This is a genomic window from Pantoea sp. SYBGC1, assembly GCF_057197005.1.
This window is the reverse complement of record NZ_JBXUNM010000017.1, coordinates 1-14,584: the sequence shown is the minus strand read 5'-3', so window position 1 is coordinate 14,584 and position 14,584 is coordinate 1. Positions and strand designations below refer to the sequence as shown.

At 50.4% G+C, this 14,584-nt stretch carries 30 protein-coding genes; all 30 read right to left on the bottom strand.

Features of this window, described 5'->3' with window-relative positions; all coding sequences use genetic code 11:
- Nucleotides 1-13: 13 nt before the first annotated feature.
- Nucleotides 14-1,003 carry a DNA-directed RNA polymerase subunit alpha gene (locus AC2CF9_RS17815; protein ID WP_007891688.1) on the bottom strand — a complete coding sequence of 330 codons (990 nt, stop codon included), beginning with the start codon at nt 1,001-1,003 and terminating at the stop codon, nt 14-16.
- A 25-nt stretch (nt 1,004-1,028) separates the two neighbouring features.
- Nucleotides 1,029-1,649 carry a 30S ribosomal protein S4 gene (rpsD, locus tag AC2CF9_RS17810; protein ID WP_039380782.1) on the bottom strand — a complete coding sequence of 207 codons (621 nt, stop codon included), beginning with the start codon at nt 1,647-1,649 and terminating at the stop codon, nt 1,029-1,031.
- Between the two features lie 33 nt (nt 1,650-1,682).
- Entirely contained in the window at nt 1,683-2,072 is a 390-nt protein-coding gene (gene rpsK, locus AC2CF9_RS17805) for a 30S ribosomal protein S11 (RefSeq protein WP_004160563.1), read from the bottom strand.
- 16 nt (nt 2,073-2,088) lie between these two features.
- The gene (rpsM, locus tag AC2CF9_RS17800; RefSeq protein ID WP_039380785.1) at nt 2,089-2,445 is read right to left on the bottom strand and encodes a 30S ribosomal protein S13; all 357 of its coding nucleotides are present in this window, start codon (nt 2,443-2,445) and stop codon (nt 2,089-2,091) included.
- Nucleotides 2,446-2,591: 146 nt separating this feature from the next.
- Nucleotides 2,592-2,708 (bottom strand): 50S ribosomal protein L36, encoded by a 117-nt coding sequence (rpmJ, locus tag AC2CF9_RS17795; protein WP_004160566.1) that lies wholly within the window; start codon nt 2,706-2,708, stop codon nt 2,592-2,594.
- A 32-nt stretch (nt 2,709-2,740) separates the two neighbouring features.
- Nucleotides 2,741-4,072 (bottom strand): preprotein translocase subunit SecY, encoded by a 1,332-nt coding sequence (gene secY / locus AC2CF9_RS17790; RefSeq protein ID WP_039380787.1) that lies wholly within the window; start codon nt 4,070-4,072, stop codon nt 2,741-2,743.
- Nucleotides 4,073-4,079: 7 nt separating this feature from the next.
- Nucleotides 4,080-4,514, bottom strand: coding sequence for a 50S ribosomal protein L15 (rplO, locus tag AC2CF9_RS17785; protein ID WP_039380790.1), 435 nt, complete (start codon nt 4,512-4,514; stop codon nt 4,080-4,082).
- A 3-nt stretch (nt 4,515-4,517) separates the two neighbouring features.
- A complete protein-coding gene (rpmD, locus tag AC2CF9_RS17780) occupies nt 4,518-4,697 on the bottom strand; it encodes a 50S ribosomal protein L30 (protein ID WP_039380794.1) in 180 nt (59 codons plus the stop codon).
- Between the two features lie 5 nt (nt 4,698-4,702).
- On the bottom strand, nt 4,703-5,203 hold the full coding sequence (gene rpsE / locus AC2CF9_RS17775; RefSeq protein ID WP_013510759.1) for a 30S ribosomal protein S5: 501 nt from the start codon (nt 5,201-5,203) through the stop codon (nt 4,703-4,705).
- Nucleotides 5,204-5,217: 14 nt separating this feature from the next.
- Nucleotides 5,218-5,571 carry a 50S ribosomal protein L18 gene (rplR, locus tag AC2CF9_RS17770; protein ID WP_013510760.1) on the bottom strand — a complete coding sequence of 118 codons (354 nt, stop codon included), beginning with the start codon at nt 5,569-5,571 and terminating at the stop codon, nt 5,218-5,220.
- 9 nt (nt 5,572-5,580) lie between these two features.
- Nucleotides 5,581-6,114 (bottom strand): 50S ribosomal protein L6, encoded by a 534-nt coding sequence (gene rplF, locus AC2CF9_RS17765; RefSeq protein ID WP_039380801.1) that lies wholly within the window; start codon nt 6,112-6,114, stop codon nt 5,581-5,583.
- A 13-nt stretch (nt 6,115-6,127) separates the two neighbouring features.
- Nucleotides 6,128-6,520 carry a 30S ribosomal protein S8 gene (gene rpsH, locus AC2CF9_RS17760; protein WP_065648467.1) on the bottom strand — a complete coding sequence of 131 codons (393 nt, stop codon included), beginning with the start codon at nt 6,518-6,520 and terminating at the stop codon, nt 6,128-6,130.
- Nucleotides 6,521-6,552: 32 nt separating this feature from the next.
- Complete coding sequence (gene rpsN, locus AC2CF9_RS17755; RefSeq protein WP_039380805.1) at nt 6,553-6,858, bottom strand: 30S ribosomal protein S14; 306 nt, start codon at nt 6,856-6,858, stop codon at nt 6,553-6,555.
- 14 nt (nt 6,859-6,872) lie between these two features.
- On the bottom strand, nt 6,873-7,412 hold the full coding sequence (rplE, locus tag AC2CF9_RS17750) for a 50S ribosomal protein L5 (RefSeq protein ID WP_013510763.1): 540 nt from the start codon (nt 7,410-7,412) through the stop codon (nt 6,873-6,875).
- 14 nt (nt 7,413-7,426) lie between these two features.
- Entirely contained in the window at nt 7,427-7,741 is a 315-nt protein-coding gene (gene rplX, locus AC2CF9_RS17745) for a 50S ribosomal protein L24 (RefSeq protein ID WP_150018777.1), read from the bottom strand.
- A gap of 10 nt (nt 7,742-7,751) precedes the next feature.
- Complete coding sequence (gene rplN / locus AC2CF9_RS17740) at nt 7,752-8,123, bottom strand: 50S ribosomal protein L14 (RefSeq protein WP_038629760.1); 372 nt, start codon at nt 8,121-8,123, stop codon at nt 7,752-7,754.
- A 168-nt stretch (nt 8,124-8,291) separates the two neighbouring features.
- A complete protein-coding gene (rpsQ, locus tag AC2CF9_RS17735) occupies nt 8,292-8,546 on the bottom strand; it encodes a 30S ribosomal protein S17 (RefSeq protein ID WP_010618568.1) in 255 nt (84 codons plus the stop codon).
- Nucleotides 8,546-8,734, bottom strand: coding sequence for a 50S ribosomal protein L29 (rpmC, locus tag AC2CF9_RS17730; protein ID WP_021508217.1), 189 nt, complete (start codon nt 8,732-8,734; stop codon nt 8,546-8,548). The genes rpsQ and rpmC overlap by 1 nt, the downstream gene beginning before the upstream one ends.
- Nucleotides 8,734-9,144 carry a 50S ribosomal protein L16 gene (rplP, locus tag AC2CF9_RS17725; protein WP_002438716.1) on the bottom strand — a complete coding sequence of 137 codons (411 nt, stop codon included), beginning with the start codon at nt 9,142-9,144 and terminating at the stop codon, nt 8,734-8,736. Before rplP ends, rpmC begins: the two co-directional genes overlap by 1 nt.
- 12 nt (nt 9,145-9,156) lie before the next feature.
- Nucleotides 9,157-9,855: a 30S ribosomal protein S3 gene (gene rpsC, locus AC2CF9_RS17720; RefSeq protein ID WP_009087585.1), complete on the bottom strand. Its 699-nt coding sequence runs from the start codon at nt 9,853-9,855 to the stop codon at nt 9,157-9,159.
- A 17-nt stretch (nt 9,856-9,872) separates the two neighbouring features.
- On the bottom strand, nt 9,873-10,205 hold the full coding sequence (gene rplV / locus AC2CF9_RS17715) for a 50S ribosomal protein L22 (RefSeq protein ID WP_007891659.1): 333 nt from the start codon (nt 10,203-10,205) through the stop codon (nt 9,873-9,875).
- A gap of 13 nt (nt 10,206-10,218) precedes the next feature.
- Nucleotides 10,219-10,497, bottom strand: a complete 279-nt coding sequence (gene rpsS / locus AC2CF9_RS17710) for a 30S ribosomal protein S19 (protein ID WP_001138115.1) — start codon at nt 10,495-10,497, stop codon at nt 10,219-10,221.
- Nucleotides 10,498-10,513: 16 nt separating this feature from the next.
- Nucleotides 10,514-11,335 (bottom strand): 50S ribosomal protein L2, encoded by an 822-nt coding sequence (rplB, locus tag AC2CF9_RS17705; RefSeq protein ID WP_039380813.1) that lies wholly within the window; start codon nt 11,333-11,335, stop codon nt 10,514-10,516.
- Between the two features lie 17 nt (nt 11,336-11,352).
- Entirely contained in the window at nt 11,353-11,655 is a 303-nt protein-coding gene (gene rplW / locus AC2CF9_RS17700) for a 50S ribosomal protein L23 (protein WP_065648466.1), read from the bottom strand.
- Nucleotides 11,652-12,257: a 50S ribosomal protein L4 gene (rplD, locus tag AC2CF9_RS17695; RefSeq protein WP_039380819.1), complete on the bottom strand. Its 606-nt coding sequence runs from the start codon at nt 12,255-12,257 to the stop codon at nt 11,652-11,654. Before rplD ends, rplW begins: the two co-directional genes overlap by 4 nt.
- Nucleotides 12,258-12,267: 10 nt before the next feature.
- Nucleotides 12,268-12,894, bottom strand: a complete 627-nt coding sequence (gene rplC / locus AC2CF9_RS17690; protein WP_071668687.1) for a 50S ribosomal protein L3 — start codon at nt 12,892-12,894, stop codon at nt 12,268-12,270.
- Nucleotides 12,895-12,926: 32 nt separating this feature from the next.
- A complete protein-coding gene (rpsJ, locus tag AC2CF9_RS17685) occupies nt 12,927-13,238 on the bottom strand; it encodes a 30S ribosomal protein S10 (RefSeq protein ID WP_006120582.1) in 312 nt (103 codons plus the stop codon).
- 308 nt (nt 13,239-13,546) lie between these two features.
- The gene (bfr, locus tag AC2CF9_RS17680) at nt 13,547-14,029 is read right to left on the bottom strand and encodes a bacterioferritin (RefSeq protein WP_039380825.1); all 483 of its coding nucleotides are present in this window, start codon (nt 14,027-14,029) and stop codon (nt 13,547-13,549) included.
- A 103-nt stretch (nt 14,030-14,132) separates the two neighbouring features.
- Nucleotides 14,133-14,327, bottom strand: coding sequence for a bacterioferritin-associated ferredoxin (bfd, locus tag AC2CF9_RS17675; protein ID WP_484557575.1), 195 nt, complete (start codon nt 14,325-14,327; stop codon nt 14,133-14,135).
- A gap of 183 nt (nt 14,328-14,510) precedes the next feature.
- Nucleotides 14,511-14,584, bottom strand: a 74-nt coding sequence (locus tag AC2CF9_RS17670) for an EF-Tu C-terminal domain-related protein (protein WP_219927954.1), incomplete at its 5' end; no start/stop codon positions are given.

The window sequence follows — 14,584 nt, the reverse complement described above, 5'->3', positions numbered from 1 at the left end:
ACCTGTGATCGGGTTATTCATCAGCGATGCTTGCTGGTGGCCAGTTTTCCAGGCGCATGCCCAGAGACAGACCACGTGAAGCGAGCACATCTTTAATCTCAGTAAGAGATTTTTTACCGAGGTTAGGCGTTTTAAGCAGCTCAACCTCAGTACGCTGTACCAGATCACCGATGTAGTGGATAGCTTCTGCCTTAAGGCAGTTAGCAGAGCGGACAGTCAATTCCAGATCGTCAACAGGGCGCAGCAGGATCGGATCGAATTCTGGTTTCTCTTCTTTCACTTCCGGCTGACGTACGTCACGTAAATCAACGAAAGCTTCCAGTTGTTCTGCCAGGATGGTGGCCGCACGACGAATCGCCTCTTCAGGATCGATTGTGCCGTTGGTTTCCATTTCGATGACCAGCTTGTCCAGGTCGGTGCGCTGCTCTACACGCGCTGCTTCAACATTGTAGGCGATACGGTCTACAGGGCTGTAGCAAGCGTCGACCAGCAGGCGGCCGATTGGGCGCTCATCTTCTTCCGAATGAATTCGGGCAGACGCCGGCACATAACCACGACCACGCTGAACTTTGATGCGCATGCTAATAGATGCGTTTTCATCGGTCAGATGGCAGATCACATGCTGCGGCTTGACGATTTCGACATCACCATCATGGGTGATGTCGGCTGCAGTCACAGGGCCAATGCCAGATTTATTCAAAGTAAGGATGACTTCATCTTTACCCTGAACTCTTACCGCCAGCCCTTTCAGGTTGAGCAGGATTTCCAGGATATCTTCCTGAACGCCCTCTTTGGTGGAGTACTCGTGCAGCACGCCATCAATTTCAACCTCGGTCACCGCGCAACCCGGCATGGAAGAAAGCAGAATACGGCGCAGTGCGTTACCAAGAGTATGGCCAAAGCCACGCTCTAATGGTTCAAGGGTCACCTTGGCGTGCGTCGAACTCACTTGCTCGATATCTACCAGGCGCGGTTTTAGAAACTCTGTCACAGAACCCTGCATTGTGTCCTCTCTTTGGTACTAAGCTTTACTTAGAGTAAAGCTCGACGATCAGGTGTTCGTTAATGTCCGCAGACAGATCAGTACGCTCAGGCATACGCTTGAACACACCTTCCATCTTGGTCGCATCAACTTCCAGCCAGGTTGGCTTTTCACGCTGCTCAGCCAGCTCCAGAGCGGCCTTCACGCGAGATTGCTTTTTGGCTTTCTCACGGATGCTTACGACATCATTCGGAGATACCTGATAAGAAGCGATGTTAACAACGCGGCCATTTACCAGAATAGATTTGTGGCTAACCAGCTGACGTGCTTCTGCACGAGTGGCGCCAAAGCCCATACGGTAAACTACGTTATCCAGACGACCTTCCAGCAGAGCTAACAGGTTTTCACCAGTGTTGCCTTTCAGACGTGCTGCTTCTTTATAGTAGTTACGGAACTGACGCTCCAGCACGCCGTACATACGACGAACTTTCTGCTTTTCACGTAACTGACCGCCGTAATCAGACAGACGCGGTTTACGCGCACCATGCTGACCAGGGGCTTGTTCAATTTTGCACTTGGAATCAATCGCGCGAACGCCAGACTTAAGGAATAAGTCGGTACCCTCGCGACGGCTCAGCTTGAGCTTAGGACCCAAATATCTTGCCATTTTCTTTCTCCAACTAACCTAAAAAACGGGGCGTTATACGCGACGTTTTTTCGGCGGACGACAACCGTTGTGAGGGATCGGAGTCACATCAGTAATATTCGTGATGCGGAAACCAGCAGCGTTCAGAGCACGAATCGTAGATTCGCGGCCTGGACCTGGACCCTTAACCATAACTTCCAGGTTCTTAATACCGTAATCTTTTACCGCTTCTGCACAGCGCTCTGCAGCGACCTGAGCAGCGAATGGAGTAGATTTACGTGAACCGCGGAAACCGGAACCACCGGCGGTTGCCCAACCCAGCGCGTTACCCTGACGATCGGTAATGGTTACGATGGTGTTGTTAAAAGACGCATGGACATGAGCCACGCCATCTGAGACTTGTTTTCTTACACGCTTACGTGCACGAACTGGTGCCTTTGCCATTATTTACTCACCCCGATTATTTCTTGATCGGTTTACGCGGACCCTTACGGGTACGTGCGTTGGTCTTAGTACGCTGACCGCGAACCGGCAGACCACGACGATGGCGTAAACCACGGTAGCAACCAAGGTCCATAAGACGCTTGATGCTCAGGGTGATTTCACGGCGCAGATCACCTTCAACAACGAATTTACCAACTGCTTCACGCAGCTGATCAATCTGTTCTTCAGACAGCTCACTGATCTTAACATTTTCAGCAATGCCCGTTTCAACGCAGATAGCTTTGGAACGAGTTTTGCCGATACCGAAGATCGAAGTTAATGCGATAACGGTATGTTTATGATCAGGAATGTTAATGCCTGCTATACGGGCCACTATGCACTCCTATAATTAAATAAATGCGAACCATGCTGAAAAGCCCGTTTTCAGGATACTCAAATGGAAACGCATCGACATACAAAAGATTGGCTGGCTAATCTAGCCAGCTCAACCCGACTTTGCAAGAAAAATATGTGACTTAATCAGCCCTGGCGCTGTTTATGCTTAGGCTCGGCGCTGCAGATCACACGTACGACACCGTCGCGACGAATGATTTTGCAGTTACGACATAATTTCTTGACGGAAGCACGAACTTTCATTTTTACTCTCCGTAACTTCTCAAGCTACTGAATTAACGGCCATAGCCTTTCAGGTTAGCTTTTTTCAATGCAGACTCATACTGACTAGACATCATCAGAGTTTGCACTTGAGCCATAAAGTCCATGATGACGACCACTACAATCAGCAGTGAAGTACCGCCGAAGTAGAAGGGAACCTTCATGGCATCACGCATGAACTCCGGGATCAGGCAGATAAAAGTAATATACAGCGCACCGATTAAGGTGAGTCGTGTCATAACTTTATCGATATACTTCGCCGTTTGCTCTCCCGGACGAATTCCCGGTACGAATGCACCAGACTTCTTCAGGTTATCTGCTGTTTCACGCGGGTTAAACACCAACGCCGTATAGAAGAAACAGAAGAAGATGATTGCAGTCGCATAGAGTAGCACATAAAGCGGCTGTCCTGGCTGCAAATACAGCGAAATTGTTGTCAGCCAGTTCCAACCACTACCGCTCCCGAACCAGGATGCTATCGTTGCCGGGAACAGAATAATGCTGGAAGCGAAGATAGCTGGAATGACACCTGCCATATTCACTTTCAACGGTAAATGTGTGCTCTGTGCAGCATATACACGACGCCCCTGCTGACGCTTAGCGTAGTTGACCACGATACGACGCTGGCCACGCTCAACGAAAATAACAAAGAACGTCACTGCAAATACAAGAACTGCAACCAACAGCAACAGAAGAAAGTGCAGGTCGCCTTGCCGCGCTTGCTCGATGGTATGGCCAATGGCCGGCGGAAGACCCGCAACAATACCTGCGAAGATAATGATTGAGATACCGTTACCGATACCTCGTTCAGTAATCTGTTCGCCCAGCCACATCAGGAACATTGTCCCGGTAACCAGACTCACAACAGCGGTAAAGTAGAATGCGAAGCCCGGATTTAACACCAGGCCCTGCATTCCTGGCATATTCGGCAGACCGGTAGCGATACCGATCGACTGAAATATGGCCAGAACCAGAGTGCCGTAGCGGGTGTACTGGCTAATCTTACGACGGCCAGCCTCACCCTCTTTCTTAATCTCTGCCAGGGCGGGATGAACCACCGTCAGCAGCTGGATAATAATAGAGGCCGAAATATACGGCATAATACCCAGCGCGAAGATTGAGGCACGACTGAGAGCACCACCAGAGAACATGTTGAACATTTCAATGATGGTGCCACGCTGTTGCTCAAGCAGTTTGGCAAGTACAGTGGCATCGATACCGGGGATTGGAATAAAAGAGCCAATGCGGAAGACAATCAGTGCACCGATTACAAACAATAGTCTGCGCTTCAGTTCACCAAAGCCCCCTTTGGCGCTTTGAAAATCTAATCCCGGTTGCTTTGCCATCTGCTACTTATTCCTCGATTTTACCGCCAGCAGCTTCGATTGCAGCACGAGCACCTTTGGTGACACGCAGTCCACGAATCGTTACCGGTGTAGTAACTTCACCAGACAGAATCACTTTCGCGAATTCAATCTGAACACCGATGATGTTGGCTGCTTTCAGCGTGTTCAGGTCAACAATACCGCCTTCCACTTTCGCCAGATCAGACAGACGAACTTCAGTCGTCACGAATGATTTGCGTGAAGTGAAGCCGAACTTCGGCAGACGACGGTACAGAGGCATCTGACCACCCTCGAAACCACGACGTACGCCACCGCCAGAACGTGAGTTCTGACCTTTGTGACCACGACCGCCGGTTTTGCCGAGGCCAGAACCGATACCACGACCCAGACGCTTGGAAGCGTGTTTAGACCCTTCGGCCGGAGACAGAGTGTTTAAACGCATCTCTTACTCCTCCACTTTCAGCATGTAGGAAATCGCGTTGACCATACCGCGTACAGCAGGCGTGTCTTCACGCTCAACGGTGTGACCAATACGACGCAGACCCAGGCCAATCAGAGTGGCTTTGTGCTTAGGCAGGCGGCCGATTGAACTGCGGGTTTGTGTAATTTTAATAGTCTTAGCCATCGTGATTACCCCAGAATTTCTTCAACGGATTTACCACGCTTGGCAGCGACCATTTCCGGAGATTTCATATTGCCCAGGCCATCAATAGTTGCACGAACCACGTTGATCGGGTTGGTGGAACCATATGCTTTAGCCAGAACGTTATGAACTCCAGCGACTTCCAGGACGGCGCGCATTGCACCACCGGCGATGATACCGGTACCTTCAGAAGCCGGCTGCATGAACACACGAGAACCCGTGTGTGCACCTTTTACAGGGTGCTGCAGGGTGCCGTGAGTCAGCGCGACGTTAATCATATTGCGACGGGCTTTTTCCATCGCTTTCTGGATCGCTGCTGGAACTTCACGCGCTTTGCCGTAACCAAAACCTACGCGGCCGTTACCATCACCCACTACAGTCAGTGCGGTGAAGGAGAAAATACGACCACCTTTCACAGTTTTAGAAACACGGTTTACCGCGATCAATTTTTCCTGCAGTTCGCCAGCTTGTTTCTCGATGTGTGCCATCTTAGACCTCTACCTTAGAACTGAAGGCCAGCTTCACGAGCAGCATCTGCAAGTGCCTGGACGCGACCATGATATTGGAACCCGGAACGATCGAAAGAAACATCTTTGATGCCTTTTTCGATAGCGCGCTCAGCCAGAGCTTTACCTACAGCTGCAGCGGCGTCTTTGTTACCGGTATACTTCAGTTGTTCAGCGATAGCTTTTTCTACAGTAGAAGCAGCAACCAGAACTTCGGAACCGTTCGGGGCGATTACCTGTGCGTAAATATGACGCGGGGTACGATGTACCACCAGGCGAGTAGCACCCAGCTCTTTGAGCTTGCGACGTGCACGGGTCGCACGACGGATACGAGCAGATTTCTTATCCATAGTGTTACCTTACTTCTTCTTAGCCTCTTTGGTACGCACGACTTCGTCGGCGTAACGAACACCCTTGCCTTTGTAAGGCTCAGGACGACGGTAGGCGCGCAGATCAGCTGCAACCTGTCCGATAACCTGCTTATCAGCGCCTTTCAGCACGATTTCAGTTTGAGTCGGACATTCAGCAGTGATGCCGGCCGGCAGTGCATGTTCAACAGGGTGAGAGAAGCCCAGGGCCAGACTCACAGAGTTGCCTTTAACAGCTGCACGATAACCAACACCAACCAGTTGCAGCTTCTTAGTGAAGCCGTCGGTAACACCGATAACCATGCCGTTCAGCAGTGCACGAGCAGTACCTGCCTGTGCCCAACCATCCGCATAACCTTTGCGTGGAGCAAAAGTCAGGGTGTTGTCTTCCTGCTTGATTTCAACAGCATTGTTGATAGTACGAGTCAGCTCGCCGTTTTTGCCTTTGATCGAAACTTCCTGACCGTTGAGTTTTACCTCTACGCCGGCAGGAATAACGACAGGTGCTTTTGCAACACGAGACATTTTATTCCTCCGATTACGCTACGTAGCAGATAATTTCGCCACCAAGACCAGCCTGGCGCGCTGCACGATCAGTCATGACACCTTTAGAGGTAGAAATTACAGCAATACCCATACCAGCCATCACTTTTGGCAGCTCATCTTTTCTTTTATAGATGCGCAGACCAGGACGGCTAACACGTTGAATGCTTTCTACAACAGCTTTACCCTGGAAATACTTAAGAGTCAGTTCCAGTTCCGGCTTGATGTCGCCTTCGATTTTAAAATCTTCAATATAGCCTTCTTCCTTCAGCACGTTGGCAATTGCCACTTTCAGCTTGGAGGAAGGCATAGAGACCGCAACTTTGTTCGCGGCCTGACCGTTACGGATACGGGTCAGCATATCCGCGATCGGATCTTGCATGCTCATCTGTGTTACTCCCGTGATTCAAATGGTGACAATTACCAGCTAGCCTTTTTAAGACCCGGGATTTCACCGCGCATAGCGGCTTCACGGACCTTGATACGGCTCAACCCAAACTTCCGCAGGAAACCGTGCGGACGACCTGTCTGACGGCAGCGGTTACGCTGACGGGAAGGGCTGGAATCACGCGGCAGACTCTGCAGCTTGAGAACGGCATTCCAACGATCTTCGTCAGATGCGTTCACATCAGAAATGATTGCTTTCAGCTCAACGCGTTTTGCGAAGAACTTGTCTGCTAATTTCACACGCTTAACTTCGCGTGCTTTCATAGATTGCTTAGCCATTAAGTAACCCTACCTTACTTGCGGAACGGGAAGTCAAAGGCAGCCAGCAGTGCACGGCCTTCATCATCAGATTTCGCAGTAGTGGTAATGGTAATATCCAAACCACGAACGCGATCGACTTTGTCGTAGTCGATTTCTGGGAAGATGATCTGCTCACGTACGCCCATGCTGTAGTTACCACGACCGTCGAAAGACTTCGCAGAAAGACCGCGGAAGTCACGAATACGTGGTACAGCAATAGTGATCAGACGCTCAAAGAACTCCCACATGCGTTCGCCACGCAGAGTTACTTTACAGCCGATCGGATAGCCCTGACGGATTTTGAAGCCTGCAACTGATTTGCGTGCTTTGGTGATCAGCGGTTTTTGACCGGAGATTGCTGCCAGATCGGCTGCTGCGTTATCCAGCAGTTTCTTGTCAGCGATCGCTTCACCAACACCCATGTTCAGGGTGATCTTCTCGACCCGAGGGACTTGCATGACAGAATTGTAGCCAAACTCTGTCATGAGTTTCTGGACTACTTCGTCTTTGTAGTAATCATGCAGTTTCGCCATCGTACTACTCCAAATTACTTGATAGTTTCGCTGTTAGACTTGAAGAAACGGACTTTTTTGCCGTCTTCGAATCTAAAGCCTACACGGTCAGCCTTGCCGGTTGCCGCATTGAAGATTGCAACGTTAGAAACCTGAATTGCAGCTTCTTTTTCAACGATGCCACCTGGCTGGTTCAGAGCCGGAACCGGCTTCTGGTGTTTCTTAACCAGGTTGATACCTTCAACGATGACTTTACCAGAAGTCAGGACGTTCTTAATTTTACCGCGCTTACCTTTGTCTTTACCGGTAAGAACAATAACTTCGTCGTTACGACGGAATTTAGCTGCCATTGCTCGCTCCTTAGAGTACTTCTGGTGCCAGAGAGATAATTTTCATGAACTTTTCATTGCGAAGTTCACGAGTTACCGGCCCAAAAATACGCGTTCCGATTGGCTGCTCACTGTTATTGTTCAGAATAACGCATGCATTGCCATCGAAGCGAATGACAGAACCGTCCGGGCGACGAACACCCTTCCTGGTGCGCACCACTACCGCTTTCAGGACATCACCTTTTTTCACCTTGCCACGAGGAATTGCTTCCTTGATGGTCACTTTGATGATATCGCCGACGCCTGCGTAGCGACGGTGCGAGCCACCCAGAACCTTGATACACATTACGCGACGTGCACCGGAGTTGTCGGCGACGTTCAGCATAGTCTGTTCTTGGATCATTTTAGTGCTCCGCTAATGTCAACTACTACTTCGGGACCCAAACCTCAGGTCGTTAAAAAGCCCCATAATTGAGGGCGCGGCATTATAACACCGGATCTCGCAGATGGGTAGAAAAAATGAACGGCTCGCGAGAGCCGTTCATTTTGTTTTTAGAGGAAACGAATTCTATTACAGAATCGCTTTCTCTACAACGCGAACCAGAGTCCAGGACTTAGTCTTGGAAAGTGGACGGGTTTCGCGGATCTCAACCACGTCACCAATACCACACTCATTGTTCTCGTCATGGATGTGCAGCTTAGTCGTACGTTTGATGAATTTACCGTAGATCGGGTGCTTCACGAAACGTTCGATAGCGACAACAGCAGATTTCTGCATTTTGTCACTAACAACACGACCTTGCAGAGTACGGATTTTATCGGTCATTACGCCGCCTTCTCAGTCAGTAAAGTCTTAACGCGCGCAACATCACGGCGAACTTGCTTCAGCAGATGGGTCTGCTGCAGCTGGCCAGATGCTGCCTGCATGCGCAGGTTAAACTGCTCACGCAGGAGGTTAAGCAGCTCAGTGTTCAGCTCTTCAACGCTTTTTTCACGCAGCTCAGTTGCTTTCATTACATCACCGTCTTAGTTACAAAGGTGGTTTTGATAGGCAGTTTTGCTGCTGCCAGCTTGAAGGCTTCACGGGCCAGCTCTTCCGGTACGCCGTCCATTTCATACAGGACTTTGCCAGGCTGAATCAGGGCAACCCAATACTCAACGTTACCCTTACCTTTACCCATACGCACTTCCAGCGGCTTCTCGGTGATCGGTTTGTCCGGGAATACACGGATCCAGATCTTACCTTGACGCTTAACTGCACGGGTCATAGCACGACGTGCTGCTTCGATCTGACGAGCGGTCAGACGACCACGGCCAACAGCTTTCAGACCGAAAGTACCGAAGCTAACATCCGTACCCTGCGCCAGACCGCGGTTACGGCCTTTATGCACTTTACGGAATTTTGTACGCTTTGGTTGTAACATCAGCGACTCTCCTTACTTACGGCCTTTACGCTGCTGCTTTTTAGGTTGAGCAGCCGGTTCCGGTTGTTCAACAGCAGCCATACCACCCAGGATCTCACCTTTGAAGATCCATACCTTAACGCCGATTACACCATAAGTGGTGTGCGCTTCAGAGGTGTTGTAGTCAATGTCCGCACGCAGAGTGTGCAGCGGTACGCGACCTTCACGATACCATTCGGTACGTGCGATCTCAGCACCACCCAGACGGCCGCTGACTTCAACTTTAATACCTTTAGCGCCCAGACGCATTGCGTTCTGTACAGCACGCTTCATAGCACGACGGAACATCACACGACGCTCCAGCTGTGAAGTGATGCTGTCAGCAACCAATTTAGCGTCCAGTTCCGGTTTACGGACTTCGGCGATATTGATCTGAGCAGGAACGCCAGCGATATTCGCGACGACCGTACGCAGTTTTTCTACGTCTTCACCTTTCTTACCGATAACGATACCCGGGCGAGCGGTGTGAATGGTCACACGGATGCTCTTAGCCGGACGCTCGATAACGATACGAGATACAGACGCTTTAGCCAGTTCTTTAGTCAGGAACTGACGTACTTTAAAATCGCTGTCGAGGTTGTCAGCGAATTCTTTGGTGTTCGCAAACCAGGTAGAGTTCCATGGTTTTACAATACCCAGGCGAATACCATTAGGATGTACTTTCTGACCCATTGCTAGTCTCCAGAGTCTCAGCGATCGGACACAACCACAGTAATGTGGCTGGTGCGCTTCAGGATGCGATCTGCACGACCTTTTGCACGCGGCATAATGCGCTTCATGCTTGGGCCTTCGTCTACGAAAATTTTCGCAACTTTCAGATCGTCGATATCAGCGCCATCGTTGTGTTCGGCGTTAGCAATGGCAGATTCCAGGACTTTCTTAACCAGTACAGCCGCTTTCTTGTTGGTGTAAGTCAGAATATCCAGAGCCTGCGACACTTTCTTACCGCGAATCAGGTCTGCCACCAGGCGAACCTTCTGAGCAGAAGAACGAGCATGGCGATGTTGAGCAATAGTTTCCATCTCTTCCTCCTACTTATTTCTTCTTGGCTTTCTTATCTGCAGCATGGCCGCGATAAGTACGTGTCGGTGCGAATTCGCCCAGCTTGTGACCAACCATTTCGTCGGAAACAAAGACTGGAACGTGCTGACGACCATTATGGACAGCGATGGTCAAACCGATCATGTTAGGGAAGATCGTTGAACGACGGGACCAAGTGCGCAGGGGCTTCTTGTCACCGCTTTCCACCGCTTTCTCTACCTTCTTCAGCAAGTGCAGGTCAATAAAAGGACCTTTCTTGAGAGAACGTGGCATGGCTTATCCTCTAAAATTATTTGCTACGGCGACGTACGATAAATTTATCAGTACGCTTGTTGCTACGGGTCTTCTTACCTTTGGTCTGAACGCCCCACGGTGAAACCGGGTGCTTACCAAAGTTACGACCTTCACCACCACCGTGCGGGTGATCGACTGGGTTCATCGCAGTACCGCGAACGGTAGGACGAACACCGCGCCAACGGGCTGCACCGGCTTTACCCAGAACGCGCAGCATGTGCTCAGCGTTACCGACTTCGCCCAGGGTTGCGCGGCAGTCAGATTCGACTTTACGCATTTCGCCTGAACGCAGACGCAGGGTCACGTAAGAACCTTCACGCGCAACGATCTGCACGTAAGCACCAGCAGAGCGAGCAATCTGACCGCCTTTGCCTGGTTTCATTTCTACGTTATGCACGGTAGAACCAACTGGGATGTTGCGCATCGGCAGGGTGTTACCTGCTTTGATCGCAGCATCAACGCCAGACTGAATCTGGTCGCCAGCTTTCAGGCCTTTAGGGGCCAGAATGTAACGGCGCTCGCCATCTTTGTACAGAACCAGTGCGATGTTCGCAGAACGGTTCGGATCGTACTCAAGACGCTCAACAACTGCCGGGATACCATCTTTGTTGCGTTTGAAGTCAACAATACGGTAAGCCTGCTTGTGACCACCACCGATATGACGGGTAGTGATACGACCATTGTTGTTACGACCACCGGATTTGCTGTTTTTTTCAACCAGCGCGGCAAATGGTTTGCCTTTGTGCAGCTCAGGGTTCACCACTTTAACTACGTGGCGACGACCCGGAGATGTCGGTTTACATTTAACAACTGCCATTGTCTTTCTCCTCCGACTTACTCAGCGCCGCCGACGAAGTCCAGGTTCTGGCCTTCCTTCAGGGTAACGTAAGCTTTTTTCCAGTCGTTACGACGACCGATACGCTGTCCGTGACGCTTAACTTTACCCTTAACAACCAGGGTGTTTACGTCTTTAACTTCTACTTCGAACAGTTTCTCAACAGCAGCAACGATCTCTGCTTTGGTCGCATCTTTCGCAACTTTGAGAACGATGGTGTTGGTTTTTTCCATCGCGGTTGATGCTTTTTCAGATACGTGCGGCGCGCGCAGTACTTTCAGCAGACGTTCTTCACGGATCATGCCAGCATCTCCTCAACTTGCTTAACTGCTTCAGCAGTCATAACGACTTTGTCGAAGGCGATCAGGCTAACTGGGTCGATACTTGCTGCGTCACGCACGTCAACCTTGTACAGGTTACGCGCAGCCAGGAACAGATTTTCATCCAGTTCACCGGTGATGATCAGCACGTCTTCCAGCGCCATGTCTTTCAGTTTCTGTACCAGCAGCTTGGTTTTCGGTGCTTCTACAGAGAACGACTCGACAACGATCAGACGGTCCTGACGTACCAGCTCGGACAGAATGCTTTTCAGCGCGCCGCGGTACATCTTTTTGTTAACTTTTTGACTGTGGTCCTGTGGACGAGCAGCGAAGGTCACGCCACCTGAACGCCAGATCGGGCTCTTAACAGAACCTGAACGCGCACGGCCGGTACCTTTCTGGCGCCACGGCTTTTTGCCTGAACCAGTTACTTCAGCACGAGTCTTCTGCGCACGAGTACCCTGACGAGCACCTGCGGCATAAGCAACAACAACCTGGTGAACCAGCGCTTCGTTGAAATCACGACCGAAGGTAGTTTCGGAAACAGTCAGCGCGCTCTGCGCGTCTTTCAGTACTAATTCCATTGCTATCCCCTTACGCCTTCACAGCTGGTTTAACAATCAGGTCGCTGCCGGTTGCACCCGGAACAGCACCTTTGACCAGCAGCAGGTTGCGCTCAGCGTCAACACGTACTACTTCCAGGCTCTGAACGGTTACGCGCTCGTTACCCAGCTGACCAGCCATTTTCTTGCCTTTGAACACTTTGCCCGGAGTCTGGTTCTGACCGATAGAACCCGGAACGCGGTGAGACAAGGAGTTACCGTGTGTAGCGTCCTGGGTACGGAAGTTCCAGCGCTTAACGGTACCTGCGAAACCTTTACCTTTAGAGGTACCGGTAACGTCTACTTTTTTAACGTCAGCGAAAATTTCAACACTGATGCTCTGACCTACGGAGTACTCTTCACCTTCGGTGCGGAATTCCCACAGACCACGGCCAGCTTCAACGCCAGCTTTAGCAAAATGACCTGCTTCCGGCTTGCTCACACGGTTTGCTTTTTTAGCACCGGTGGTAACCTGGATCGCCTGGTAACCATCGTTTTCCAGACCTTTGACCTGGGTAACGCGGTTTGCTTCAACTTCGATTACGGTTACTGGGATTGAAACGCCTTCTTCAGTGAAGATGCGAGTCATGCCCACTTTTTTACCGACTAAACCAATCATTGTATCAACCTCTCAATCGCTCGATGACCTGATTAACCCAGGCTGATCTGCACGTCAACACCGGCAGCCAGATCCAGACGCATCAGAGCATCAACGGTTTTTTCAGTTGGCTCAACGATGTCTACCAGACGCTTGTGAGTGCGGATTTCGTACTGATCGCGCGCATCTTTGTTAACGTGCGGAGAGATCAGAACGGTGAAGCGCTCTTTGCGGGTTGGCAGCGGAATTGGACCACGAACCTGCGCACCAGTGCGCTTGGCAGTCTCAACGATTTCCGCGGTTGATTGATCGATCAGACGATGATCAAACGCTTTAAGACGGATACGGATTCTTTGGTTCGACATGAGACCAAGGCTCCAAACATTTTATAAACGAAAAAAATTACTACCCGCACCCATTACGATTGATGGGGGAGTGTAATCGTTCAGCATATAACTCCCCAATTGGGAGTATTGTCAGGCGACACACCTAGCACTGTCGCCTGCGATTCTGCTCGAATCGCGCCATACCAATGTCGGCAGGCCGGCGTATTATACGTAATTACGCTCAGGAAGCAACCCGTGCTCTGTTTTTAACCATAAAAATTCAGGCAAAAGAAAACCCGCCGGGCATGACTGCCGGGCGGGTTTACAGAACAGGTATGCGCAGGCCGCTATTCGTCCGCCTTTTCGCTGATTTGCGACTGCAGATAGTTCTGCAGGCCGATTTTCTGAATCAGATCGAGTTCGGTTTCCAGGAAGTCGATGTGATGTTCTTCATCAGCCAGAATTTCAATCATCATATCCCGACTCACGTAATCGTGAACTTTATCCGCCCAGGCAATAGCTTCACGCAGGTCTTTTGCACCTTCCAGCTCCAGCTGCAAATCGGACTGCAGCATTTCAGGTACATCCTCACCTATGCGCAGACGTCCCAGATCCTGCAGATTGGGGATACCTTCGAGAAAGAGAATACGCTCAATGTATTTGTCGGCATGCTTCATCTCATCGATCGATTCGTGGTATTCGATATCGTTGAGGCGCATCAGCCCCCAGTTTTTAAACATGCGCGCATGCAGAAAATACTGGTTAATCGCGACCAGCTCATTTCCAAGCAGTTTGTTGAGATGTGCAATGACTTTGACGTCGCCCTTCATATCACCCCTCCCCTCTTCAGTTAACCAGATAGTAGATGCAGGGAGAAAGAAGTCAAAAAGGCGTGACAGTTTTTGTGGGTATTACGACATTCTGCGCGTAATGTCAGGCGATCTCTCTATAGAGCGGTGCATGCTGCAGTTCATCATCCATGATTTCACGCGCTGCCCGAATGCATTTACCACACTGCTTCCCGACAGGGACCAGCTGGCGCAGCTGCTGGATCGATTTTGGCTGATAGCGGCGCACCACATCACGCAGCGTTTTATCACTTACACCATTACACAGACAAACGTACATTTCAGATTCGACTCCGGTACAATTTCTGATCAAAGTGTAAATGAGAATGGTTGTTATTACAACGCAGCGTTTATAGGGTTATCGATTGGTACGCTGGTTTTTGGCAGGCAAAAAAAAGAGCACCGAAGTGCTCTTTCTGATTGCTACGGCAGCAGTAAAAAACCGCTGCCGGCGTTAACACAATTAAGCGATAACAGAAGCAACAACGCCCGCGCCAACGGTACGGCCGCCTTCGCGGATTGCGAAGCGCAGACCCT

What these genes read in the sequence shown, in the direction of transcription:
- AC2CF9_RS17815 (WP_007891688.1), bottom strand. Translation starts at nt 1,003, where the DNA reads ATGCAGGGTTCTGTGACAGAGTTTCTAAAACCGCGCCTGGTAGATATC.
- rpsD (WP_039380782.1), bottom strand. Translation starts at nt 1,649, where the DNA reads ATGGCAAGATATTTGGGTCCTAAGCTCAAGCTGAGCCGTCGCGAGGGT.
- rpsK (WP_004160563.1), bottom strand. Translation starts at nt 2,072, where the DNA reads ATGGCAAAGGCACCAGTTCGTGCACGTAAGCGTGTAAGAAAACAAGTC.
- rpmJ (WP_004160566.1), bottom strand. Translation starts at nt 2,708, where the DNA reads ATGAAAGTTCGTGCTTCCGTCAAGAAATTATGTCGTAACTGCAAAATC.
- secY (WP_039380787.1), bottom strand. Translation starts at nt 4,072, where the DNA reads ATGGCAAAGCAACCGGGATTAGATTTTCAAAGCGCCAAAGGGGGCTTT.
- rplO (WP_039380790.1), bottom strand. Translation starts at nt 4,514, where the DNA reads ATGCGTTTAAACACTCTGTCTCCGGCCGAAGGGTCTAAACACGCTTCC.
- rpmD (WP_039380794.1), bottom strand. Translation starts at nt 4,697, where the DNA reads ATGGCTAAGACTATTAAAATTACACAAACCCGCAGTTCAATCGGCCGC.
- rpsE (WP_013510759.1), bottom strand. Translation starts at nt 5,203, where the DNA reads ATGGCACACATCGAGAAACAAGCTGGCGAACTGCAGGAAAAATTGATC.
- rplR (WP_013510760.1), bottom strand. Translation starts at nt 5,571, where the DNA reads ATGGATAAGAAATCTGCTCGTATCCGTCGTGCGACCCGTGCACGTCGC.
- rplF (WP_039380801.1), bottom strand. Translation starts at nt 6,114, where the DNA reads ATGTCTCGTGTTGCAAAAGCACCTGTCGTTATTCCTGCCGGCGTAGAG.
- rpsH (WP_065648467.1), bottom strand. Translation starts at nt 6,520, where the DNA reads ATGAGCATGCAAGATCCGATCGCGGATATGCTGACCCGTATCCGTAAC.
- rpsN (WP_039380805.1), bottom strand. Translation starts at nt 6,858, where the DNA reads ATGGCTAAGCAATCTATGAAAGCACGCGAAGTTAAGCGTGTGAAATTA.
- rplE (WP_013510763.1), bottom strand. Translation starts at nt 7,412, where the DNA reads ATGGCGAAACTGCATGATTACTACAAAGACGAAGTAGTCCAGAAACTC.
- rplX (WP_150018777.1), bottom strand. Translation starts at nt 7,741, where the DNA reads ATGGCAGCTAAATTCCGTCGTAACGACGAAGTTATTGTTCTTACCGGT.
- rplN (WP_038629760.1), bottom strand. Translation starts at nt 8,123, where the DNA reads ATGATCCAAGAACAGACTATGCTGAACGTCGCCGACAACTCCGGTGCA.
- rpsQ (WP_010618568.1), bottom strand. Translation starts at nt 8,546, where the DNA reads ATGACCGATAAAATCCGTACTCTGCAAGGTCGTGTTGTTAGTGACAAA.
- rpmC (WP_021508217.1), bottom strand. Translation starts at nt 8,734, where the DNA reads ATGAAAGCAACTGAGCTGCGTGAAAAAAGCGTTGAAGAGCTGAACACT.
- rplP (WP_002438716.1), bottom strand. Translation starts at nt 9,144, where the DNA reads ATGTTACAACCAAAGCGTACAAAATTCCGTAAAGTGCATAAAGGCCGT.
- rpsC (WP_009087585.1), bottom strand. Translation starts at nt 9,855, where the DNA reads ATGGGTCAGAAAGTACATCCTAATGGTATTCGCCTGGGTATTGTAAAA.
- rplV (WP_007891659.1), bottom strand. Translation starts at nt 10,205, where the DNA reads ATGGAAACTATTGCTCAACATCGCCATGCTCGTTCTTCTGCTCAGAAG.
- rpsS (WP_001138115.1), bottom strand. Translation starts at nt 10,497, where the DNA reads ATGCCACGTTCTCTCAAGAAAGGTCCTTTTATTGACCTGCACTTGCTG.
- rplB (WP_039380813.1), bottom strand. Translation starts at nt 11,335, where the DNA reads ATGGCAGTTGTTAAATGTAAACCGACATCTCCGGGTCGTCGCCACGTA.
- rplW (WP_065648466.1), bottom strand. Translation starts at nt 11,655, where the DNA reads ATGATCCGTGAAGAACGTCTGCTGAAAGTACTGCGCGCGCCGCACGTA.
- rplD (WP_039380819.1), bottom strand. Translation starts at nt 12,257, where the DNA reads ATGGAATTAGTACTGAAAGACGCGCAGAGCGCGCTGACTGTTTCCGAA.
- rplC (WP_071668687.1), bottom strand. Translation starts at nt 12,894, where the DNA reads ATGATTGGTTTAGTCGGTAAAAAAGTGGGCATGACTCGCATCTTCACT.
- rpsJ (WP_006120582.1), bottom strand. Translation starts at nt 13,238, where the DNA reads ATGTCGAACCAAAGAATCCGTATCCGTCTTAAAGCGTTTGATCATCGT.
- bfr (WP_039380825.1), bottom strand. Translation starts at nt 14,029, where the DNA reads ATGAAGGGCGACGTCAAAGTCATTGCACATCTCAACAAACTGCTTGGA.
- bfd (WP_484557575.1), bottom strand. Translation starts at nt 14,327, where the DNA reads ATGTACGTTTGTCTGTGTAATGGTGTAAGTGATAAAACGCTGCGTGAT.